This window comes from Clostridium sp. MCC328, assembly GCF_018785465.1.
Classification (GTDB): domain Bacteria; phylum Bacillota; class Clostridia; order Lachnospirales; family Lachnospiraceae; genus Pilosibacter; species Pilosibacter fragilis.
Genome location: NZ_WQPW01000007.1, coordinates 1 through 20,161 on the forward strand (window position 1 = coordinate 1; position 20,161 = coordinate 20,161).

Consider the following 20,161-nt stretch of genomic DNA (forward strand, 5'->3'; position numbering starts at 1 on the left):
CGCGCGAGTGCGCATCTTTGGCACGTTAGTGCCTTTTTATGTAACAGGGAATTCCTCGGAATTTCCTGTTACATAAAAAAAGTCCCGGACATAGTTCTCACTATGCCGGGACGAAATCTTTCGTGGTGCCACCCGATTTCACAGATCAGTCTTCCTCGAAAGCCAACTGCTCCGTGCCTACGGCACTCCCACAGTTGCCGCCTCCATTCGTAATCCGGGCTATCGCCCTACTTACTCATGCAGGCTTGGTTGTCAAATGTCTATCCAGCCTGACGTGCAAGCACGTCATTCTGGCTATCCGCTTGACAACACTTTCAAACAAAAATAGCAGCTATCCCACATCGGAATATCTGCCACCAATCTGTCTCATTTCAGAGTACGGAAATCTCTTTCGATACTCTTATCCTTTAACGCAGGAATCACGGCCGCAGCTACTCGGATCTCTTTCACCTGGCGTCTCACAAACCCATTCCATAGGGAACTCCATACTGTCTTCCACCACCGACAGCTCTCTGTGATTTCATTCCGAATGTACTCTCTTTGCTCATCGACTTTTTGTTTTTAATTTTTATGGATTAAAGATTAGCACACTTCTTTCCATATGTCAATTTTATTTTCAGAATCTTTGCTATTGAAAATTCCTATATCCAGTCACTATTTTTTCCAATCATATCCGGTTCGAACAAAAATCGGCTCCTGAAAGACTTTCCAAGATCAGATCTATCATCTCTTTATTGACAGTCTTTTCCATTTTGTAGAAACAAAAGTTACATAATTCTTATTTTTTGATTATTGTGCCGAATTAAGTAAAGTGAATTCAAAAAATACTTGACTTTTTTAAGTTATGGTTTTATTCTTAAGCACATAATTTTATTAACGATCCATTCCAACTATCAAAGGCGATAACTTCTGACAAAAGTGCGCCTTTCTTTTTTACCCGGACTTCACTGTAAGATTATCGAGCAGTTCCTCCGGTTCTCCGGAAGCGACTGCCGGATACCCACCGGCACCGGAGATTCCCCACCCGGATCGTTCGTAAAAGAAAAGAGAGAGGAGAGATTCATTTATGAAGAAGAGACGACTTATTGCACTTGCAGCTGCAGCCGTTATGGCAGCATCTTCCCTGGCAGGATGCGGCGGTTCCCAGACATCCTCAACAACAGCAGCAGGTTCCACTGCTGAAACAGCAGCGGCTTCCTCCAATGCGGTATCCCCGGACGCAAAATCCACGGATCAGACACTCGGCGGCGGTATCGCGGTCGGCTCAAGCGACGGCGAAGCAGTAAAAGGCGGAACGCTTGTTGTGTCAATGCCTTCATCCCCACGCACTCTTGATCCGAAAGCCTACTCAACCATGTACGAAAACCACATTATGTACAATGTTCTCGATACCCTGTTTGTCTGGGATAAGGATTACAAAGAGGTGATCCCGAGTCTGGCAACTGATTACACTGTCAGTGATGACGGCCTGACCTACACCATCAACCTCCGTGATGATGTATACTTCCAGAAAGGTAAATTCCAGGACGGAAGAAAAATGACCGCGGATGATGTTGTATACTCTCTTGAACGAAGTAAAGAGGAGAGTACCACAGACCGTATCTGCCGTGATTTCTTCGATTACTGCGAAGCTACAAGCCCGACACAGGTCGTTATCCACATGAAATCCGTTGCAGGACCGTTTATCTCCCAGTTAGCCGGTATCGGAAACGCGATCCTCCCGAAAGAGGAAGTTGAAGGCTGGGGAGAAGACTTCGGTTCCCACATCGTCGGCACAGGTGCTTTCACACTGGAAGAAATTGTAACCGATGAAAAAGTCACATTAAAGAAAAATGAGAATTACTGGGGCCCAGAGCCGAACGTAGACGGTATTGAGTTCCGAATCATCTCCGATTCAAATCAGGCAATCAACGCAGTCCAGACCGGTGAGGTCGACATCGCGATGTATCTTCAGGGTGAAGCTATCAAGCGTGCGCAGGACGCGGACCTCTTACTTCAGGCCCCGAGTTCCGCTGTCACCTATGTCCGCTTCAACATGCAGAATGGACCGACCGCAAACGCTGATGTCAGAAAAGCACTCACAATGGCTGTCGATATCGACTCCATGGTAGCCGGTATCTATCAGTACGGAGAAGGCACAAGAGCTTATCAGCCGCTTCCGGTATACTCTTTCGCTTATGACACTGCATACAATGATCTTGTACCATCCTACGATCCGGAAGGTGCAAAGAAGCTCCTCGCGGAAGCAGGCTACCCGGATGGCTTTACCATGAGCCTTTACATTGGTTCCACTACCTACCGCGAGAAAATGGCACAGATGTTACAGTACTACTGGAGCCAGATCGGTGTAACACTTGATATCAAGTCTTCCACCATGGCCGACTGGTCCGCAGCGGTTGTTGATTCCTGGCAGTCCGATGTTGTAAACAGCTACGGTGTAAGCTGGAACAGCGATCCGGATCCTTACGGATTCCTTGGAAAGTTCTTCAGTACCCAGACGATCCACGCTTCCTCCAATGCAGGTGGCTACGATGATCCGGAGATGGATGAACTCTTAAATGAGGGCTTTGGTTCTACTGATAATGCAAAACGTGCGGAAGCTTACAAAAAGGCCATCGAGAAGGTTATGAACGAATACACCGGTATCTACTACGCATATGAGTGCCGGAACTGGGCAGTATCCCCGAAGGTACATGACGCGGTTCTCCGTGCTGACAACCAGATGTTAGTCGCAACACCATTCAACAATATCTGGGTTGAAAAATAGAATTTGACGACCAAACCGGTTTGAGTAAGCAGGGTGATTGCCCGGATTACGAAAACCGGCGGTCGCTGCGTGAGTGCTAAAGACACAAAGCAGCCGGATTTCACAAATAGAAAGGGGGAGGCAAATCCTAAGTTTGTTTCCCTTTTTCTGTACACTCACAGAGATTTAACTGTTCCATTCTTTTCACATTCTTCCCGGTGAAGAGAACAGGACAGCTATGAAAGGATTGGATTTATATGGGAAAGATCATCATAAAACGATTATTGCAGACGATCCCCACACTTCTGGTCGTCGTCACACTTACCTTCTGCCTCACACGAATGCTTCCGGGCGATCCGGCAGTGGCGATCTTAGGTATCGAGGCAAATGCGGAGGACATCGAAGCTATGAGAGCCGAGATGAACCTCGACAAATCGCTCCCTGAGCAGTACGCCCTCTACCTTGGCGGACTTGTCCACGGTGACTTTGGTTATTCCTACAGCTACCGTCAGGACGTTCTTCCACTCATCACTTCCAGAATTCCGAATACATTGACCCTGACGCTGACAGCACTTCTCTTCGCTTTCATCATCGGAACCAGCGTTGGTATCATTGCTGCATTAAAGCAGAATACGATCTTCGATTACATTGTCATGGTCATCACGCTCGTAGGTGTGTCCATGCCGATCTTCTGGCTGGCACTCATGCTGGTTCTTCAGTTTTCCGTTAAAATGAATCTTCTGCCTGTTATGGGTATGGGCGATCTCTCCAAAGGCTTCGGCGATGTTGTGAGCCACATGATCCTTCCCGGCTTCTGTCTCGCGACGATCCCGATGGCAACCTTTGCGAGAACCATGCGTTCCAGCATGATCGATATCATGAGCAGCGACTACATCCGATGTCTCAGAGCCCGTGGAATCAAAAAACTCAAAGTCATCCTGATCCATGGATTAAAGAATGCTCTCCCGCCGCTCATCACAGTTTTAGGTCTGCAGATCGCCGGAACCTTCACCGGTGCCATCATCACCGAGGGAATCTTCTCCTGGCCGGGCATGGGAACCATGATCAACACTGCGATCAACAACCGTGATTATTCCCTGATCCAGGGTGCGGTCCTGTTCTCCGCGATCATGTTCGTCTTCTGCAACATGCTGGTCGATATCGCCTACGCGATTCTGAATCCGAAAGTTAAACTGGAAAAGGGGTGATGAGCCATGACATTATCAAAAAAGAAAAAACCTGCTGCCGCGTCCTCCGTTGTTTCCGGTGAGGCGCTTGGAATGGATGCCAATATCGCAATGCTCGTAAAAGAGCGGAACGCAAACAATGCCTGGCATAAATTAGCGAGAAACAAAACAGCCCTCGTTGGCTTCTTCATCGTGGCTTTTATGGTAGTCATCGCTGTATTTGCCCCGCTCATCGCGCCATATGACCCGAACGCGATCAACCCGATCTTGCCGTTTAAGGGAATCGGCACTCCCGGACATCTCTTCGGCACAGATGACCTTGGCCGTGATATCCTGTCCCGTATCATCTACGGCTCCCGTATTTCCATGATCGTTGCCGTAGGTGCCACCATCGTCGGCGCGATCATCGGCGTCCTTATCGGACTTACCGCCGGATATTTCGGCGGATGGATCGATGCGGTGTTCATGCGGATCATGGACGGCATGTTCTCCTTCCCGTTCATCCTGTTAGCCATGATCCTGATCACCGTTTTAGGAAACGGCGTCATGAACGTCATTCTGGCCATCGGCATCGCAAGCGTGCCGGGATTTGCCCGTGTCACAAGAGGCCAGGTACTGATCGTAAAGGAAGAAGAATACTGCAACGCCTGCCGCGTTGTCGGTGTTTCCCCGGTAAGACTCCTGTTCTTACATATTTTGCCGAACTGTGTATCCCAGATCATCGTTTACGCGACACTCCGTATCGCAAGTGCCATTATCTCCGAGGCGTCCTTAAGCTTCTTAGGACTCGGCATCGCGCTTCCGACCGCCTCCTGGGGCAGCATTCTCCGTGTCGGCCGTGACTGTCTGACAACCGCCCCGCACGTTGCGGGAACCGCAGGCGCGTTTATCCTCGTGACCGTTATCGGTTTCAACCTGTTGGGCGATGGTATCCGTGATGTCATGGATCCGAAAATGAAACAGTAGGAGGTGCAGGTTATGAGTGAAAACGATGTTATTTTAGAAGTAAATGGATTAAAAACATATTTCTATCAGGCAAGCGGTGTTTCCAAGGCTGTCGATGGTGTAAGCTTCAGCCTGCGTCAGGGCACGACCATGGGGATCGTCGGTGAATCCGGTTCTGGAAAGAGCGTCACAAGCGCTTCCGTGATGCGGCTCATGCCGGCAAAGACCGGAAAGATCGTAGATGGCTCCATCATCTTCGACGGTGTGGACATCCGGAATCTCTCCGAGGCACAGATGGAAAAGTTCCGCGGCGATGAGTGCTGCATGATCTTCCAGAACCCGATGACTTCCCTCGATCCGGTATTCAAGATCGGCCACCAGATGGTGGAAATGATCAGAGAGCATGAAAAGGTCAGCAAAAAGGAGGCCTGGAACAAAGCCGTTGAAGCCTTGAAGCTTGTCGGCATCCCGGAAGCCGAGAAACGGATGGATGCCTATCCTCACGAGCTTTCCGGAGGTATGTGCCAGCGTGTCATCATCGCCATGGCTGTCTGCGGACATCCGAAGCTCATCATCGCTGACGAGCCGACGACCGCCCTCGATGTGACCGTACAGGCACAGGTTCTTGAGCTTTTAAAGGATCTCCAGAAGAAGCTCAACACAGCGATCTTACTCATCACCCACAACCTTGGCGTTGTCTGGGAGATGTGCGACACCGTCATGGTCATGTATGCAGGAAATACCGTAGAATACGCGGATACAAAGACGCTCTACAAAGAGCCGCTTCACCCGTACACCTGGGGTCTTTTAGACTCCATGCCGAAACTCAGCAGCTCCACGAAGGAGGACTTAAAGACGATCCCGGGCGCACCGCCGGATCTCCGCCTTACCGGCCACTGCTGCAACTTTTATAACCGCTGTCCTTACGTGACGGAGATCTGTAAACAGCAGGTACCACCGCTTAAGGAAGTCGCTCCCGGACATTTCGTGGCATGCCACAGACAGGACGGCGAGCACAGATTAACACGAGGGGAAGTGAATGTGACATGCAAAAAAATGTAATCATGAGCGTCGATCATCTCAGTAAGGATTTCGTGATCCGCGGAAAAAAAATAGGGGAAAAGAGTAAGCTTCTCCACGCATTGAGCGATGTTTCTTTTGATATTTATGAGGGTGAAACCCTTGGCATCATCGGTGAGTCCGGATGCGGCAAATCCACACTTGGACGCTGTCTTGTAAAGCTCCACAAGCCGTCCGCCGGAACGATCACCTACAATGGCAAGGATCTCTGGAATCTGCCGGTCTATGAGCGTGAGGCAGCCCGCAGGGACATCCAGATGATCTTTCAGGATCCGTATTCCTCTCTGGACCCGAGAAAAACAGCTTCCTACTCTATTGAAGAAGCGATGAAGGTCCACCACATCGGTGACACCGCAAGAGAGCGCCGCCAGAAAGCATTAGAGTCTCTTCAGGAGGTCGGTCTCGACATCCAGCACATGGAGCGCTATCCCCACGAGTTCTCTGGCGGCCAGAGACAGCGTGTGAACATTGCCCGCGCCCTCTCCATGGAGCCGAAGATCATCGTCTGCGACGAGCCGGTATCCGCTCTGGACGTTTCGATCCAGGCACAGGTCATCAACCTCTTCCGCCGCCTGCAGAAGCAGTTTAACCTGACATATGTGTTCATCTCTCATGACCTCGGAATCATCAAATACATCAGCGACCGGATCATGATCATGTATCTGGGACGTGTCATGGAGTTCTACACTTCGGAGGGAATCTACGCGGATCCGAAGCATCCGTACACCCAGGCGCTGCTCTCCGCGATCCCGCCGGAAAGCCCGTTTGAGAAAAAAGAGCGCCTGCCGCTCACCGGCGATATCCCGAGCCCGATCGGGGATCAGGTAGGCTGCCCGCTCGCAGGCCGCTGTCCGCACTGCACGGAGCGCTGTAAGAAAGAAATTCCAAAGCTTGTGGACACCGGCGACGGACATATGGTGGCTTGTTTCCTGTACGAATAAGCTTTCACATCCGCAGCACCTGTCCGGACAGGAAAGTACCCGTTTCAGCTTTTTCTGCACCTGGCAGATTCATAACTGGCTTTGTAACTGTTCATTCCTCACAGTTACGCGCAAAAATCCATTCCACATCGGCTGTGCCGATAGGATTTTTGCCTTCTAGTCTAAGTTTTCTTACGGTCAGCGCAGTAAATGCGCAGACCTGCTGAACAGTTACCTGACTTTTTTATAAAGGAGTAATAAAACAATGGTAGATTCTAAAAAATTAATTTCTCTCGTCGAAAAATACGAAAAACTGATCTATGACACCGCTGACCATATCTGGGCACATCCGGAGACAGGATTCCGTGAGTGGAAGACTTCCGCCTACATGGAACAGCATTTTGAGGAGCTTGGATACGCACTTACAAAAGCCGGCAACATCCCTGGATTCTACACAGATCTCGACACAGGAAAGCCGGGTCCGAAGATCGCGATCCTCGGCGAGCTGGACTCCCTGATCGTTGCAAACCACCCGTGCTGTGATCCGGAGACCCATTACGTCCACGCCTGCGGCCATCATGCCCAGTGTGCCGTTCTTCTCGGAACTGCCGCTGCCTTAAAGGAGCCGGGCGCTCTCGACGGTCTCTGCGGATCCATCCGTTTCATCTCCGTTCCGGCTGAGGAGCTTATTGAGCTTGGATACCGCGAAAGCTTAAGAAAACAGGGCATCATCAAATATTTCGGCGGAAAAGTTGAATTCATCCATCGTGGATACTTTGACGGTGTCGATATGGCGATGATGATCCATTCCGGCAAGCTCCCGGAAGGAAAAGCGCTCTCCATCAGCGACGGATGCAACGGCTGTGTCACAAAAAATATCACATTCAAAGGAATTTCCGCCCACGCAGGCGGCTCGCCGGAGAACGGCAGAAATGCCCTCTACGCCGCAACCTGCGCTTTAAACTCCGTCAATGCCCTTCGTGAGACATTCACAGACAATGACCATATCCGTTTTCACCCGATCATCACAGAGGCCGGTCTCGCCGTCAATGCGATCCCGGAGACAGCGAAGGTGGAATCCTATGTGCGCGGAGCTTCCTTCGACGCGATCCGCAAATACAATACAAAAGTAAATCAGGCTCTCGCCGCTTCCGCCGCCGCCATCGGCTGCAATGTGGAGCTTGATGACCATCCGGGCTACTTCCCGTTAAATAACGATAAAAATATGGCCGCTGTCATGAAAGAGGCTATGGAGACTGTTGCAGGCCCTGACAGCGTCGTTGAGGGCGGCTGGGGAACCGGCAGCACCGATATGGGCGATGTGTCCGCTATCATGCCGGTCCTTCACCCGCACGCAAACGGTTCCATCGGAACAGGTCATGGCAAAGATTACTATGTTCAGGATAAGAAGCTCGGCTGTCTCTATCCGGCAGAATGCCTTGTGCTCACCGCCGCAAAGCTTCTTGCGGACGATGCCTCTCTCGGAAAGAAAGTCATCGCGGAAGCAAAACCGTATTTCAAGTCAAAAGAAGAGTATCTTGCCGCTATCGATGCGATCACCATGGATAAGGATGCTGTTGTATACAACGAGGACGGTACGATCACTCTTAACTTTACAAAATAGATTTGTGCCCAACCTGCCACTTGACTTTTCTTGCTGTCATCATTGCAAATGTATACATCTGGCAGTAATTCCGCACATTTTGTAACTTCGACTGAGTGCAATATTTCAACCGGTCTTATCAAACATTTATTCTGCTTTTATCTGCGTTAAATTTACGGAAAGGACGGGAGATCTTGTATGAAAAACTTTGTTATCACAGTTGCCAGAGGATTCGGTTCAGGCGGACGTGCAATCGCCGCCAAGCTGGCAGATGAGCTGAATATCCACAGCTACGACAACCGTATCCTGACGCTCGCTTCCCAGTACAGCGGTTATCCGGAACATTACTTTAAAGAGGCCGACGAGACCTTAAACGGCAGTCTGATCACGAAACAGCTTCAGGCACTGCCGAAACGCCATTCACCGACCGGTGAGTTATCGAGATTTACTTCAGATGACCGGCTCTTCGAGTACCAGAAGATCATCATCGAGAAGCTTGCCGCTTCGGAATCCTGCGTGATCGTCGGAAAGTGCGCCGATTATATCTTAAAGGACTATGACAACGTGGTCAGCATTTATGTGGAGGCACCGAGAAGCTATACCCTGCGCCGTGTCATGGAACGCATGGATGACATTACTGTCGAGGAAGCGCACCATCTGATCACGAAAACGGACAAGTACCGCGCGGACTACTATAAGTATTACACCGGCGGCAACTACTGGACAAATCCGGTAAACTACGATCTGACCTTCAACAATGCCAGACTCGGTGACGATCGCTGCGTAAAGCTTGTTCTCGAGTGTATGAAGTTGAAATTTGGGGATGATTTCAAAGAATATATGAAGAGTATCGGAAAAGATATTTGATATGCTATTTCACTTAATTTTGTAATACCGGCACCGGGGTTTTTCCAATCCTGTCCCCGTGCCCGGGTTCCCCGCCGCGTTCCCCTCTCTCTCATGCGGCGGGGATATTTTATTTCTCTAAATTCTCAAAATACGCTCTCAGCTCATCCACCAGCTCACCGAACTCTTTTCCGGTCTCATCCAGTGTGATGTCCGCATATTTCTCGTAGTACGGAAGTCTCTCATTGTAGAGATCCCTGAGTGTCATGCCGTCCTTTAAGACAACACCGCGGTCCACAAGGTTTCCGAGACGTGATTCCAGATCCTCATAGCAAAGTTTCAGATAAACGATCGTCGCGGTCTCTTTGTAGTGTTCCATGGCCTTCGCCTCATAGATCACGCTTCCGCCCGGCGCAATCACGGACTTCTCTACATCGAGATCCAGATTCGCCTGCTCCTCGACACGCAGGAAACCGTCATCGCCCTCTTCCGCGATGATCTCCTTCAAAAGCTTTCCGGTCTTCTCCTGGATCACAAGATCCACATCCACGAAGGAATATCCAAGACGCTTCGCAAGCAGCACGCCGATGGTGCTCTTTCCGGACGCCGGCATTCCGATCATCAGAATATTTTTTTTCTTCATAACTTATGCCTCGCTCTTTTGTCTGTCGCTGTAATTATCTCTGGTTAACTGTTCCGTATGACTGCAGTCACTCTGCAGACTACTTCTGTCTCTTCTTATCATTCCGCGGACCGTCGGATTTCTGACTATTCGCCTTTCTGGTTTGTTCCGGCCGGGTAGTTGCTTTCTTTCCGCCGTTCACGTCTGCAGACTTTCGAACTTTCCCGGCACCTCCGGCTTTTTCCGCTGATTTTGAAGTTTTCCTGCCAGCCTTCGCACCCTTTTCCTGCTTTCTCACGCTGTACCCGAAGCTTCCCAGCTCCTCGCCCATCCCATAATATCTTCCATGGGAATAGGCTAACGGCTTCGCCATGGAAAGATGGAAGGTGTCCTTTTCATCCATGTACGCCTCATCCACATCCACCGCCACAACATCGGCGATAAACATATGATGGCTTCCCAGCTCTTCCACCTTCACAACGCGGCACTCGATGTTCACCGGGCTCTCTTTGATCACCGGTACATCCACCACGTTCGCCTTCTCCGGGGTCAGCCCGGTCTCTTTCCACTTATCCACGTCGCGCCCGGAGCGCACGCCGCAGTAGTCTGTCGCCCAGGCCATGGACTCCGTCGTCAGGTTTACGACGAACTCCCCAGTTTCCTTCATCATATGGTAGGAGTGTCGTTCCGGCCGGACACTGATGGACAGCATCGGCGGATTCGTACAGATGGTTCCCGCCCATGCCACCGTAAAAATATTCGAATTTCCTTCCCGGTCAGCCACCGTCACAAGGACAGCCGGAACCGGGTACAGCATATTTCCTGGTTTAAACTGTCGTTTTCCCATCTTTACAGATCCTGCCTTTCTTCAATCGCGACCTTTCCGGCCTCTCACACCTGCAGTGTCTGCCATCCGCACTTCCTTTCAAATGCGTAACAACTGCTGCTCCCAACTTATAAATACGGCAGCCCGGTCATGACTTCTCCCGATCCGACCGTGTCAGACAACCGGGCTGCTGCAAAAAATTTACTACTGTAATGCCATCATGATCTGCGGCGCAAGCTGTTTCTTTCTGGAAACAACGCCCGGAAGCTTCACGATTCCGGTCTGTCCGCTGACGTTCTCCATATCCTCATCCTTTACATGGAACGCATTGGCAATAAGCTGCTCCGCTCCCTGTCCGGTGCAGATCAGATCTGTGGACTCTGTCAGAATGTTTGTGAGCATGAAGAACATCATGTCGATCTCATGCTGCTCTCTCTCTTTCTCCGTGTATGCGGACATTCTTGTTCTCAGATCCTTGAGCTCCACTGCATTTAAGGAGGTGATCTGGCCGATTCCGAATACGGAATTTCCTACTGTGAATCTCTTAAAATCCTGGTAGAAAATATCGCCGTCGGATTTTCCCTTCAGGTTGCTTCCTGCGGAGAACATGTCGATGGCGTACTTCTCGATATCGAGACCAGCGATCTGCGCAAGGGCGAGTCCGGCTGCCTTATCGATCGGCGTGCAGGTCGGGGAACGGAATAACAGGGTATCGGAGATGATCGCACTGCATAAGAGTCCTGCCGTTGTCTTGTCGATCTCTATGTGGTTCTCCTGGTACATCTGGTAGATGATGGTCGCGGTGCAGCCGAGGGGCTGGTTTCTGAAGAATACCGGGGACATGGTCTCAACAGTTCCGAGACGATGGTGGTCGATGATCTCGCGGATATCGGCGCTCTCCATGCCCTCTACGGCCTGGCTCTTCTCGTTGTGGTCCACAAGGATGATACTCTTTCCCTTTGCGCCTAAGAGGTTACGTCTGGAGATCATGCCGATGTACTTTCCGTCAGAATCAAGAATCGGGAAATCGCGGTGTCTCTTGCTCGCCATGATCTCGCGGATATCGTCGAGGTAATCTTCCTCGGAGAATTCGATGATGTTTTCCTTTGTCATAAAGTAGCTGATCGGCATGGACTGGTTGATCAGACGGGCTGTTGTGTAGGTGTCATACGGTGTCGTAATGACTGCACAGCCGCGCTCCTGTGCCAGTTTGCGGATCGTAAGGGATACGCCTGCGCCCTCACAAACGATAATGCAGCCTGCTTCCATCTCGATGGCGCAAAGCTGGGACTCATAACGGTTTCCGAGAATGACCAGGTCATGTTTCTCGATGTAGTTCTCCATCAGATCCGGGTTGGCAGCCGCGATCAGGACTTTTCCGCAGTCAAAATATGCCTCAGAATCTCCGACTATCATACTTCCTTCCAGAGTATCAAGGATGTTCGCGTACTTCGTGCACGCTTTTGAGATAATGCTGCTGTCATATAAGTTCATGTAGGACTTGGTGATATCGCCGATCGTGATAACGCCCTCCAGGAGACCTTCCTCCGTCACACACGGAAGTGTGACGACGTTGTTCTCCTGCATGAGTCCCCATGCATTCTTTAAGGAAATTCCACGGGACACACCTTTTGTCTTGCGGATCTCGATGTCCTTGACCTGCGTCTTGACGTTCTCCACGAGGCGCGGGGCCTTTAATTTAAAATAATCCAACACATACTGTGTCTCCGGGTTTACATTTCCGGCACGGCACGGCTCATAATTCTCGCCGGTAAGCTGATGCTTGAAACCAGCATAGCAGATGGCTGAGCAGATGGAATCCGTGTCAGGATTTCTGTGTCCCAGGACAAGTGTTTTTTTCAGTTCTTCAACTGCCATTGATCTTCTCCTTCTATTGCGTTTTTCTCAGACGTACAAATAAGAATGTGTTACAATAACTTCATAGTTCGTTCACAATTTGTTCATATTTGTTTTTTATACTTATTGCATAAACAAAAAGTCGTTTGACTTAACCAACTAGACAAATTGCACATAGATTTTTCATAATTGCCCCGGTTGTCGCGACCGGGGTCTCCTCTTTTTTAGAGGTAATGTGTGTCCGCTTATGGCGGACATTCTTCTTTTTCACCCATACATGCGCTATGTGCGTTCACAGCAAAAAGGGAGTCCGTCACCGGACTCTCTCTTTTTTTATCCGATGATCAGCTTCGCGGCACCGTAGATTCCGGCATCATTTCCAAGCTTCGCAAGGACGATGTCCGCCTTCTTTGTTGCCATCGGAGATAATTCATCGTGGTACTTCTTAATAATATCAGTCAGGAATGTTCCGGCCTTGGATACACCGCCGCCGATCAGGAATGCCTGTGGATCCAGAACCATGGAGATCGTCGCAAGAGCCCAGCCAAGGTAATAGCAGGACTTATTGAGGGATTCCAGTGCAAGCGCATCTCCCGCCTTCGCCGCATCCAGCACGTTCTTCGCGCTGATGTTCTTTAAGCTTCTGAGAGTGGACGGGCGGTTATCTGCCGCCAGCAGTCTTCTTGCGGTTCTGGCGATTCCTGTCGCGGAAGCGACCTGCTCCAGACAACCGTGGCCGCCGCAGTTGCACGCCTCTGTTTCACCTTCCATCACGTGGATATGGCCGATCTCACCGCCGACCCCCTGTTCGCCGGTCCAGATCTTTTCATTCAGGATAATGCCGCCGCCGACGCCGGTTCCCAGAGTTACCATGACAAGGTTTTTGTAGCCTTTTCCGCCTCCCTGCCACATCTCACCGAGAGCCGCGACGTTCGCGTCATTTCCGCTTTTTACGACCATACCATCCAGCAGTCTGCTGAGCTCCTGCTGCGGATTTCCGGCCTTCCAGCCGAGGTTTACACACACTTCGCAGTGTCCGTTCGGAAGAACCGGTCCAGGGAATCCCATTCCCGCCCCGGAAAAATCAGAGAGTTCCAGACCGCTTTCCTTTGCCATTCTGCGGATCGAAGCCGCAATATCGCCCAGGATATACTTTCCGTTCTCCTCTTTTCTTGTCGGAATCTCCCACTTCTTTACGAGAGTTCCGTCTTCCTCAAAGATACCGAGCTTCACGCTTGTTCCGCCGATATCGATTCCAATACACTTTAAACTCATGTGTGCTCCCCTTTTCCCTGATTTTCCGCTATCCGTCCAACAACGGCTTTCAGCCATCTGTCCGGACAGCACACGACCTTGCGGAGCTGCCGCCCCATAGTCCAGGCGCCAGCCCCTATTTTTCACAGCCGCCCATTTCACATCGGGCTGCCGCATTTTCCATCTATCTGATTAGAACAGGGTCTTTACAGTATTTACAACATTCTCAACCGTAAATCCAAACTTCTCAAACAGTTTTGCTGCCGGACCGCTTGCTCCGAAGCTCTTCATGGTCACATAAGCTCCGTCGAGGCCGACATACTTGCCCCAGCCGAAGTCGGAAAGTGCCTCAACGACAACTCTTCTTCTGACTTCCTTCGGAAGTACGGACTCCTTGTACTCTGCGCTCTGCTCCTCGAAGATATCCATACACGGCATGGATACGACGCGGATCTTCTTGCCTTCAGCTGTAAGCTCTGCTTTCGCCTTAACCGCAAGATCAACCTCAGAACCGCTTGCGATCAGGATTGCGTCCGGTGTTCCCTCGCAGTCATCGATCACATAGCCGCCCTTTAACGCGTCCTTGCTGCTTCCCGGGATCGGATTGAGGTTCTGTCTGGAAAGGACAAGCGCTGTCGGTGTCTTCTCAGATGTTACTGCGGACAGCCATGCTGCGGATGTCTCTGTCGCGTCACACGGACGGAATACATGGAAGTTCGGCATTGCGCGGAACATAGCGAGCTGCTCGATCGGCTCGTGGGTCGGTCCGTCTTCGCCAACGCCGATGCTGTCGTGAGTCAGAACAAATGTCAGCGGAACTCCCATCAGTGCGGAAAGTCTCGCCATCGGTTTTACATAATCACTGAACACGAAGAATGTCGCAACATAAGCGCGGAGACCGCCGTGAAGCATGATACCGTTGCCGATCGCTGTCATCGCAAGCTCTCTTACGCCGAAGTGGAGGTTTCTGCCTGCCGGGTTCTCTGCGGAGAAGTCGCCCGCATCCTTCATGGCTGTCTTGTTGGACGGAGCAAGGTCAGCGGAACCGCCGATCATGTTCGGCATGATGTCCTTTAAGATGTTGATCATCTTGCCGGAAAGGGAACGTGTTGCCTCTGCCTTGTCTTTTGTGAGCCAGAGTGCCTCGTTCTCGATCAGTGCCTTTGCGTCCGGAGCTGTGTGGTACTGCTCCCAGAGCTTCTCCATCTCCGGGTACTCGTCGCAGTATGCGGCAAACATAGCGTTCCATGCTGCCTCAACGTCTGCCTTCTCCTCTGCAAGACGGGAATAATGCTCATAGACCTCTTCCGGCACAAAGAACGGTTCCTCATACTGCCAGCCGAGAGTCTCTCTCATTGCTTTGATGTTGTCAACACCTAACGGCTCGCCGTGGGCGCTTGCCTTGCCCTGTTTAGCCGGGCAGCCGAAGCCGATCTCAGTCTTGATGGTGATGAAGGACGGATGCTCAGTATCAGCCTTTGCAACCTCAATTGCTGCGCCGATAGCGTCGATATCTGTTCCGTCTTCAACGGTAATTGTCTGGAAGCCGAATGCTTTCATGCGCTCTTCCACGTTCTCGCGGAATGCGATGTCTGTGCTTCCCTCGATGGAGATGCGGTTGGAATCGTAGAGAACGATAAGTTTACCAAGTCCAAGTGTTCCTGCAAGGGAGAATGCCTCAGAGGAAATTCCCTCCATCATGCAGCCGTCGCCGCCGAGTACATATGTGAAGTGATCGACAACCGGGTAGCTTTCCTTGTTGAATACGGATGCCAGATGCTTCTCAGCCATTGCCATACCAACAGCCATGCCCATACCTGCGCCTAACGGTCCTGTTGTAGCCTCAACACCTACGGTGTGGCCGTATTCCGGATGTCCCGGAGTCAGGGATCCGACCTGACGGAAGTTCATAAGGTCTTCCTTTGTAAGACCGTATCCGAACAGGTGAAGCAGGGAATACAACAGCATGGAGCCATGTCCGCCGGATAAGATAAAGCGGTCACGGTTTGCCCACTCCGGGTTTGCCGGATTGTGGTTCATGTGGTGTGCCCAGAGCTCATAAGCCATCGGCGCACTGCCGAGGGGAAGTCCCGGATGGCCGGAATTTGCCTTCTGGATCGCATCTGCGGATAAAATTCTGATGGAATTGATCGCCAGATTGTCGATAGTGTTCATTGTTTCATTCCTCCTGATAATCCATAGGTGTGGTAACTGTTCATTTTCTTCACAGTTATCAGTGTTGTAACATGTTTTCACTATTACATTTATTTACCTTAATTTAATCTCTTTCATTACCTCGCTGCCTGCGGTAATCAGAGAATTGGTACGATTTTTGCCTGCTCTTACGAGCGATACAGAAAAGTCAAACTGTCCGTTAAACCTCTCGTGTCCGTCCAGGTTGTATTCCCTGCACGATTCCTCATTATACAGGATAAGCCTGTCTCCGTCAATGAGGACGCCTGTGTAGGCGTAGTCAAAATCAATGCTTGTAACCTTCTTTCCATCCGTGTTGTATACATCAAGCCGGTACGGACTTCCGGAGGTACTGTCGACAACGACAGCCGCATATTTGTCTGAGTAGCAGATACTCTGGATCTCTTCATCCACCGGAACAAACGTGACATTTGTGTCCGGGATCACATTTTTTACAGAGATAAAGGTCAGCCCTTTATCGGAAAAGGCGCAGACCGTCTGATCATTTAAGTAGCGGATGCGTCCCACCATCTTGTCATCAAATTCTTCTTCAAAAGCGGCGATAAAACGGTTGTTGACATTTTTTCCGATCTCAGAGAAATCGTAGAACGCCACCTTGTTCTTCAGAGCGCCATTTTTCATATACATAACGGACATGACGATCTGTTTTCCGTCTGGAGAAAGCGCGATGTCCACCGGATATCCATCTCCGGATAAGAGCATCTTGATGTTGATCCCCAGCGACTCGCCGTCCTTCTTGAAGTAGAATATGTAGCTCGCCGTGCTATCCTCAACAACTGCCGCCGCAACGCCGCGGGCAGATACCGCTGCTTTCGTGATCGGAAGCTGTGTCTTCGCCGTTCCGGTACATCCTTCTTTGCTGCAGATGTACATCTCGTTTCCCTGCTGGTCCGCGATCACAGCGTAGTCCCCGTTGATGTTGATGATCGGTGTTTTCATCTCATAGCTCTGGGTCCAGATCGTTTTGCCGGAGGCATCGATATAGGAAGCGCCGTCCTTTGTATACTTGATCACGTTGTCGCCGAACATGGCGAACTTCACAAAGCTGCTATCGCCGACCGTTTTTGACGCTTCTGCCGGTGCAGAAGTTTCCGCGGACGCCGTCTCATCTGGGGTTCCGCTTCCCGCCCCGGAAGCGCCGGAGCTTTCTGCCGAAGCAGTCTCACCGGCTCCGTCTGTCCCTGCACTGTCAGCCGCAGCACTTGTCTCTGCTGCCTGTGTTTTCTTATCCGCGCCAGAGTTTTCTGTGTAGCGCATGGACCGCTCCCACTGGACGCTGTAGCCGGTATACTCATATTCGTTCATGTACCGGTAGCCGGTAAAACCTAATGCTGCAAGAAAACAGACGGCCGCGGCCGCGATGATCCGCTTTTTTCTTTTATATTTGGCAAGCCGGCCACCATCCATCGGTTCTTCCGATCCGTTGTCCGGCATCTGTACGATATTCTGTCTGAGCTGCCTTTTTTTCTTCTCTCTGTCCATAGATTGCATATCACTCATAAAAATCTCCTGAAAATGGACATATATAGGCTAGTATACACCATTTTCAGGAGATGCGCATTAAATTCTTTGTTTTTATTGCAGTTCATTTTGCGGGGCGGAACCAATCTTGACCTGCAAGATAATTTTTCAAAATTTTTACAGGTTCTGATACATTTTTAACAGGAGAAAAGTCTGAAATTTACGGCAGAACCAGCTTCTGCCCTGCCACAATATGGTCCACATTGTCCAGGTGGTTCAGTTCGCAGATTTCGGACAGCCGCTTCAAATTTCCATACTCTTTCCAGCAGATTCCGTATAACGTCTCCCCGTCACCGATCTCATAGATCCGGTAGCCGTTTGCGGACGCGGCAGCGTAATCGACGGGTTCCTTCTTGGAACTTTCCGTGCTGCTCTGTTCACTCTCTTTTCCCATTCCGACGCGGGGCTGGGTCGGAGACTCGGCGCTGGTGGACGGAACTGCCTCCTCTACAGCACCGGATGCGGCGGCGGTCTCATTGCTGGCTGCCGCCGCGGTGTCTGACGGCTGGCTCACTGTGCCCGTCTGCCCACCGGAACTGCCTGGCGTGGACTGCGCCTGCTGCCCATCTGTACTGCCTGTACTATGATTCTGCGTCTGATTGTCCACGCTGGCGGCCTCCGTATCCGTCGCGGCTTCCGTCGTCCCCATAGTCTCCGCCGCATAACTTTCCCCGGTCTCACCGCTGGCCTCTGTCGGGAACACATTTCCCGGGCGCTCCTCGATGACAAAATCCGGCTCCTGATTCAGCTTGTCCAGGTAATCACTCCAGTTCGCCGTCCCCGCAGGCACCACAGAAGTCAGCACAGACTCCATCTGCCGCATCTTGTGATAATTGTTGACGAGGACCACACCTCCTGCCAGCACCGCCACCGTGAGGACCCCGCAGGCCGTCCCCAGGATTCCGGACATATGCCGTCCGGCATCCGCCTGTTCTTTCCGAACCGTCATCCGCTGGCGGAAATCCTTAATGACCTTCTCGTGGGACCCGGACTCCACCCGGCGAACATCTTTCCGCGTCACCATGTAATCCTGCATCATCTGATTCCGCTCATAGTAGATACAGTGGCCCTTTAACCGGTAAAATCCGTCCTCCGATGTGACATAGACCGCCTCCTCGCCTTCCAGTCCATGATTCAGGTACATAAGCTTGTTCTTCCCATTGAAATACTGGTTGTGCTGCTTCCAGTAATTCAGCGGACTCAACTGGCTCGACGGCGCCCCGCAGATAAACCATCCCTGGACCGTCCGCTTCGGAAATGACTCCTCAATTCCCCGGTATGCCTTCTTCCAGGCATTCTCCGAGAATTCTATCTTCTCCCCGGACACCTCCACGTCCTCCATCTCGATGGCCCCATCAATAAAGATATACGGCGTCCCGTCATAATTTTCCGTGCTGCCCAGCAGAAGTCCCACCCGCAGCGTCTGGTTTCCCGCCGGATACAGGCGCTTTAAATATGTATTTACATAATCCTCCACATACAGCCGGACCACCTGGTCCGTGTCACCGATCTGGCGGATATTTTTCGGAAGTTTCGGAAACGGATTGTATAATTCTCCCATGCTGTCACCTCGTTCTATCTTCAGGCGGCCGGCATGTCCAGATACCGGCCGCCTCTATATTTACGCGAACCACGAAACCGTGCTTCGTCGGATTCTTTCCGAAGTATAGCATGATACACCCGCAAAACATGTCAAAACGGTGCAGCCTGACTGGAAAAGTTTTCGACACGTCTCCCAATGATCCGCATCCCGAGACAGATGCTGCGGCTGATGCAGTCCGCCAGGCGCATGACCATGGACAGGCGGATGCTCTGCAAAAACAGGGGATCCCCGCTCTCCGCCCCGCCGACGATCCCGGTAATGGAGATGTCACCCACGGCGGCAAGCTCCTTCCGAACGCCCAGTCCCGGGCGGAGCGGTCCTTTTTCCAGTGTCACGAGCCCCACATGATCCCAACGGCCAACGGCGGCATCCACGGCGATGATGATCGCGTCCGGATAATGTTCCTCGATATGCTCCAGCGTCCGGTCAAGATTCACCGCATGGACCGGATGTTCCAGCGTCCCGATCACCACCGCATCGCCGATCCCCTCCGCCTCCAGCCGTGAACCGATGAGCGGCCCCAGGCTGTCCCCCGTGGACCGGTCCGTCCCGATGCACAAAAACACCACCTGGCGGCGGCCAGATGCCCGCATCTCATTCATCAAAAGAAGCAGAAGTCTCGCCGCAAATTTCTCCGCTTCAAATCCCGCTTCCGTATCATAATAAGTGATCTTCCGCCTCCCGAATCTCATGGTAAACACTCCGTTTCCTGGCTGGTTTCTATGAGACATTATAGGCAGAATACGCAGAGATTATACATGTTATTCCCTCTCCGTTCTGTTCGTTACTTTTCACGATATTTTTATGTAATATGGAATTTCTCAAAAATCTCCCATTATAAAAAAGAATGTGCCTTGGCACATTCTCGCGCCTCGCGCGGTCGCTTGCGACAATCTACATCTTCGCGCGAGTGCGCATCTTTGGCACGTTAGTGCCT

15 protein-coding genes are annotated in these 20,161 nt (G+C 51.2%); 7 read left to right on the forward strand and 8 right to left on the reverse strand.

Annotated elements, in window-relative coordinates:
* Nucleotides 1-1,066: 1,066 nt before the first annotated feature.
* The 7 genes from GPK83_RS01060 (at nucleotide 1,067) to GPK83_RS01090 (ending at nucleotide 9,348) form a co-directional block, all read left to right on the forward strand.
* Nucleotides 1,067-2,767 (forward strand): ABC transporter substrate-binding protein, encoded by a 1,701-nt coding sequence (locus GPK83_RS01060; RefSeq protein ID WP_215703789.1) that lies wholly within the window; start codon nucleotides 1,067-1,069, stop codon nucleotides 2,765-2,767.
* A 236-nt stretch (nucleotides 2,768-3,003) separates the two neighbouring features.
* On the forward strand, nucleotides 3,004-3,954 hold the full coding sequence (locus tag GPK83_RS01065) for an ABC transporter permease (protein ID WP_021905090.1): 951 nt from the start codon (nucleotides 3,004-3,006) through the stop codon (nucleotides 3,952-3,954).
* 6 nt (nucleotides 3,955-3,960) lie between these two features.
* Nucleotides 3,961-4,899 (forward strand): ABC transporter permease, encoded by a 939-nt coding sequence (locus GPK83_RS01070; protein WP_252196194.1) that lies wholly within the window; start codon nucleotides 3,961-3,963, stop codon nucleotides 4,897-4,899.
* Between the two features lie 12 nt (nucleotides 4,900-4,911).
* Nucleotides 4,912-5,940 (forward strand): ABC transporter ATP-binding protein, encoded by a 1,029-nt coding sequence (locus GPK83_RS01075; RefSeq protein ID WP_215703790.1) that lies wholly within the window; start codon nucleotides 4,912-4,914, stop codon nucleotides 5,938-5,940.
* A complete protein-coding gene (locus tag GPK83_RS01080; protein WP_215703791.1) occupies nucleotides 5,925-6,899 on the forward strand; it encodes an oligopeptide/dipeptide ABC transporter ATP-binding protein in 975 nt (324 codons plus the stop codon). Before GPK83_RS01075 ends, GPK83_RS01080 begins: the two co-directional genes overlap by 16 nt.
* A gap of 244 nt (nucleotides 6,900-7,143) precedes the next feature.
* Nucleotides 7,144-8,502, forward strand: a complete 1,359-nt coding sequence (locus GPK83_RS01085) for an amidohydrolase (RefSeq protein WP_120039863.1) — start codon at nucleotides 7,144-7,146, stop codon at nucleotides 8,500-8,502.
* Nucleotides 8,503-8,679: 177 nt separating this feature from the next.
* Nucleotides 8,680-9,348, forward strand: a complete 669-nt coding sequence (locus GPK83_RS01090) for a cytidylate kinase-like family protein (RefSeq protein WP_021905085.1) — start codon at nucleotides 8,680-8,682, stop codon at nucleotides 9,346-9,348.
* Between the two features lie 109 nt (nucleotides 9,349-9,457).
* On the opposite strand, the gene GPK83_RS01095 is transcribed toward GPK83_RS01090, so the two are convergent.
* The 8 genes from GPK83_RS01095 to yyaC all read right to left on the reverse strand — a co-directional run bounded on the left by GPK83_RS01095 (nucleotide 9,458) and on the right by yyaC (nucleotide 19,916).
* Nucleotides 9,458-9,970, reverse strand: coding sequence for a shikimate kinase (locus tag GPK83_RS01095; protein WP_015552916.1), 513 nt, complete (start codon nucleotides 9,968-9,970; stop codon nucleotides 9,458-9,460).
* Between the two features lie 79 nt (nucleotides 9,971-10,049).
* Nucleotides 10,050-10,796 (reverse strand): flavin reductase family protein, encoded by a 747-nt coding sequence (locus GPK83_RS01100; RefSeq protein ID WP_117503576.1) that lies wholly within the window; start codon nucleotides 10,794-10,796, stop codon nucleotides 10,050-10,052.
* A gap of 183 nt (nucleotides 10,797-10,979) precedes the next feature.
* A complete protein-coding gene (locus GPK83_RS01105) occupies nucleotides 10,980-12,653 on the reverse strand; it encodes a putative manganese-dependent inorganic diphosphatase (protein WP_215703792.1) in 1,674 nt (557 codons plus the stop codon).
* Between the two features lie 312 nt (nucleotides 12,654-12,965).
* A complete protein-coding gene (locus tag GPK83_RS01110; RefSeq protein ID WP_215703793.1) occupies nucleotides 12,966-13,907 on the reverse strand; it encodes an ROK family glucokinase in 942 nt (313 codons plus the stop codon).
* Between the two features lie 171 nt (nucleotides 13,908-14,078).
* A complete protein-coding gene (gene tkt, locus GPK83_RS01115; protein WP_117471035.1) occupies nucleotides 14,079-16,061 on the reverse strand; it encodes a transketolase in 1,983 nt (660 codons plus the stop codon).
* A 93-nt stretch (nucleotides 16,062-16,154) separates the two neighbouring features.
* Nucleotides 16,155-17,600 (reverse strand): DUF5711 family protein, encoded by a 1,446-nt coding sequence (locus GPK83_RS01120; RefSeq protein ID WP_215703794.1) that lies wholly within the window; start codon nucleotides 17,598-17,600, stop codon nucleotides 16,155-16,157.
* Between the two features lie 181 nt (nucleotides 17,601-17,781).
* Complete coding sequence (locus tag GPK83_RS01125) at nucleotides 17,782-19,182, reverse strand: LysM peptidoglycan-binding domain-containing protein (protein WP_215703795.1); 1,401 nt, start codon at nucleotides 19,180-19,182, stop codon at nucleotides 17,782-17,784.
* Nucleotides 19,183-19,313: 131 nt separating this feature from the next.
* Nucleotides 19,314-19,916 (reverse strand): spore protease YyaC, encoded by a 603-nt coding sequence (yyaC, locus tag GPK83_RS01130; protein WP_215703796.1) that lies wholly within the window; start codon nucleotides 19,914-19,916, stop codon nucleotides 19,314-19,316.
* Nucleotides 19,917-20,161: the final 245 nt, after the last annotated feature.

Excerpts from the sequence above, each read along its gene's own strand:
- GPK83_RS01120 (WP_215703794.1), bottom strand. The coding sequence starts at position 17,600 with ATGAGTGATATGCAATCTATGGACAGAGAGAAGAAAAAAAGGCAGCTC.
- GPK83_RS01065 (WP_021905090.1), top strand. The coding sequence starts at position 3,004 with ATGGGAAAGATCATCATAAAACGATTATTGCAGACGATCCCCACACTT.
- yyaC (WP_215703796.1), bottom strand. The coding sequence starts at position 19,916 with ATGAGATTCGGGAGGCGGAAGATCACTTATTATGATACGGAAGCGGGA.
- GPK83_RS01125 (WP_215703795.1), bottom strand. The coding sequence starts at position 19,182 with ATGGGAGAATTATACAATCCGTTTCCGAAACTTCCGAAAAATATCCGC.
- GPK83_RS01060 (WP_215703789.1), top strand. The coding sequence starts at position 1,067 with ATGAAGAAGAGACGACTTATTGCACTTGCAGCTGCAGCCGTTATGGCA.
- GPK83_RS01095 (WP_015552916.1), bottom strand. The coding sequence starts at position 9,970 with ATGAAGAAAAAAAATATTCTGATGATCGGAATGCCGGCGTCCGGAAAG.
- GPK83_RS01105 (WP_215703792.1), bottom strand. The coding sequence starts at position 12,653 with ATGGCAGTTGAAGAACTGAAAAAAACACTTGTCCTGGGACACAGAAAT.
- GPK83_RS01085 (WP_120039863.1), top strand. The coding sequence starts at position 7,144 with ATGGTAGATTCTAAAAAATTAATTTCTCTCGTCGAAAAATACGAAAAA.
- GPK83_RS01075 (WP_215703790.1), top strand. The coding sequence starts at position 4,912 with ATGAGTGAAAACGATGTTATTTTAGAAGTAAATGGATTAAAAACATAT.
- GPK83_RS01110 (WP_215703793.1), bottom strand. The coding sequence starts at position 13,907 with ATGAGTTTAAAGTGTATTGGAATCGATATCGGCGGAACAAGCGTGAAG.
- GPK83_RS01100 (WP_117503576.1), bottom strand. The coding sequence starts at position 10,796 with ATGGGAAAACGACAGTTTAAACCAGGAAATATGCTGTACCCGGTTCCG.
- tkt (WP_117471035.1), bottom strand. The coding sequence starts at position 16,061 with ATGAACACTATCGACAATCTGGCGATCAATTCCATCAGAATTTTATCC.
- GPK83_RS01090 (WP_021905085.1), top strand. The coding sequence starts at position 8,680 with ATGAAAAACTTTGTTATCACAGTTGCCAGAGGATTCGGTTCAGGCGGA.
- GPK83_RS01070 (WP_252196194.1), top strand. The coding sequence starts at position 3,961 with ATGACATTATCAAAAAAGAAAAAACCTGCTGCCGCGTCCTCCGTTGTT.
- GPK83_RS01080 (WP_215703791.1), top strand. The coding sequence starts at position 5,925 with ATGCAAAAAAATGTAATCATGAGCGTCGATCATCTCAGTAAGGATTTC.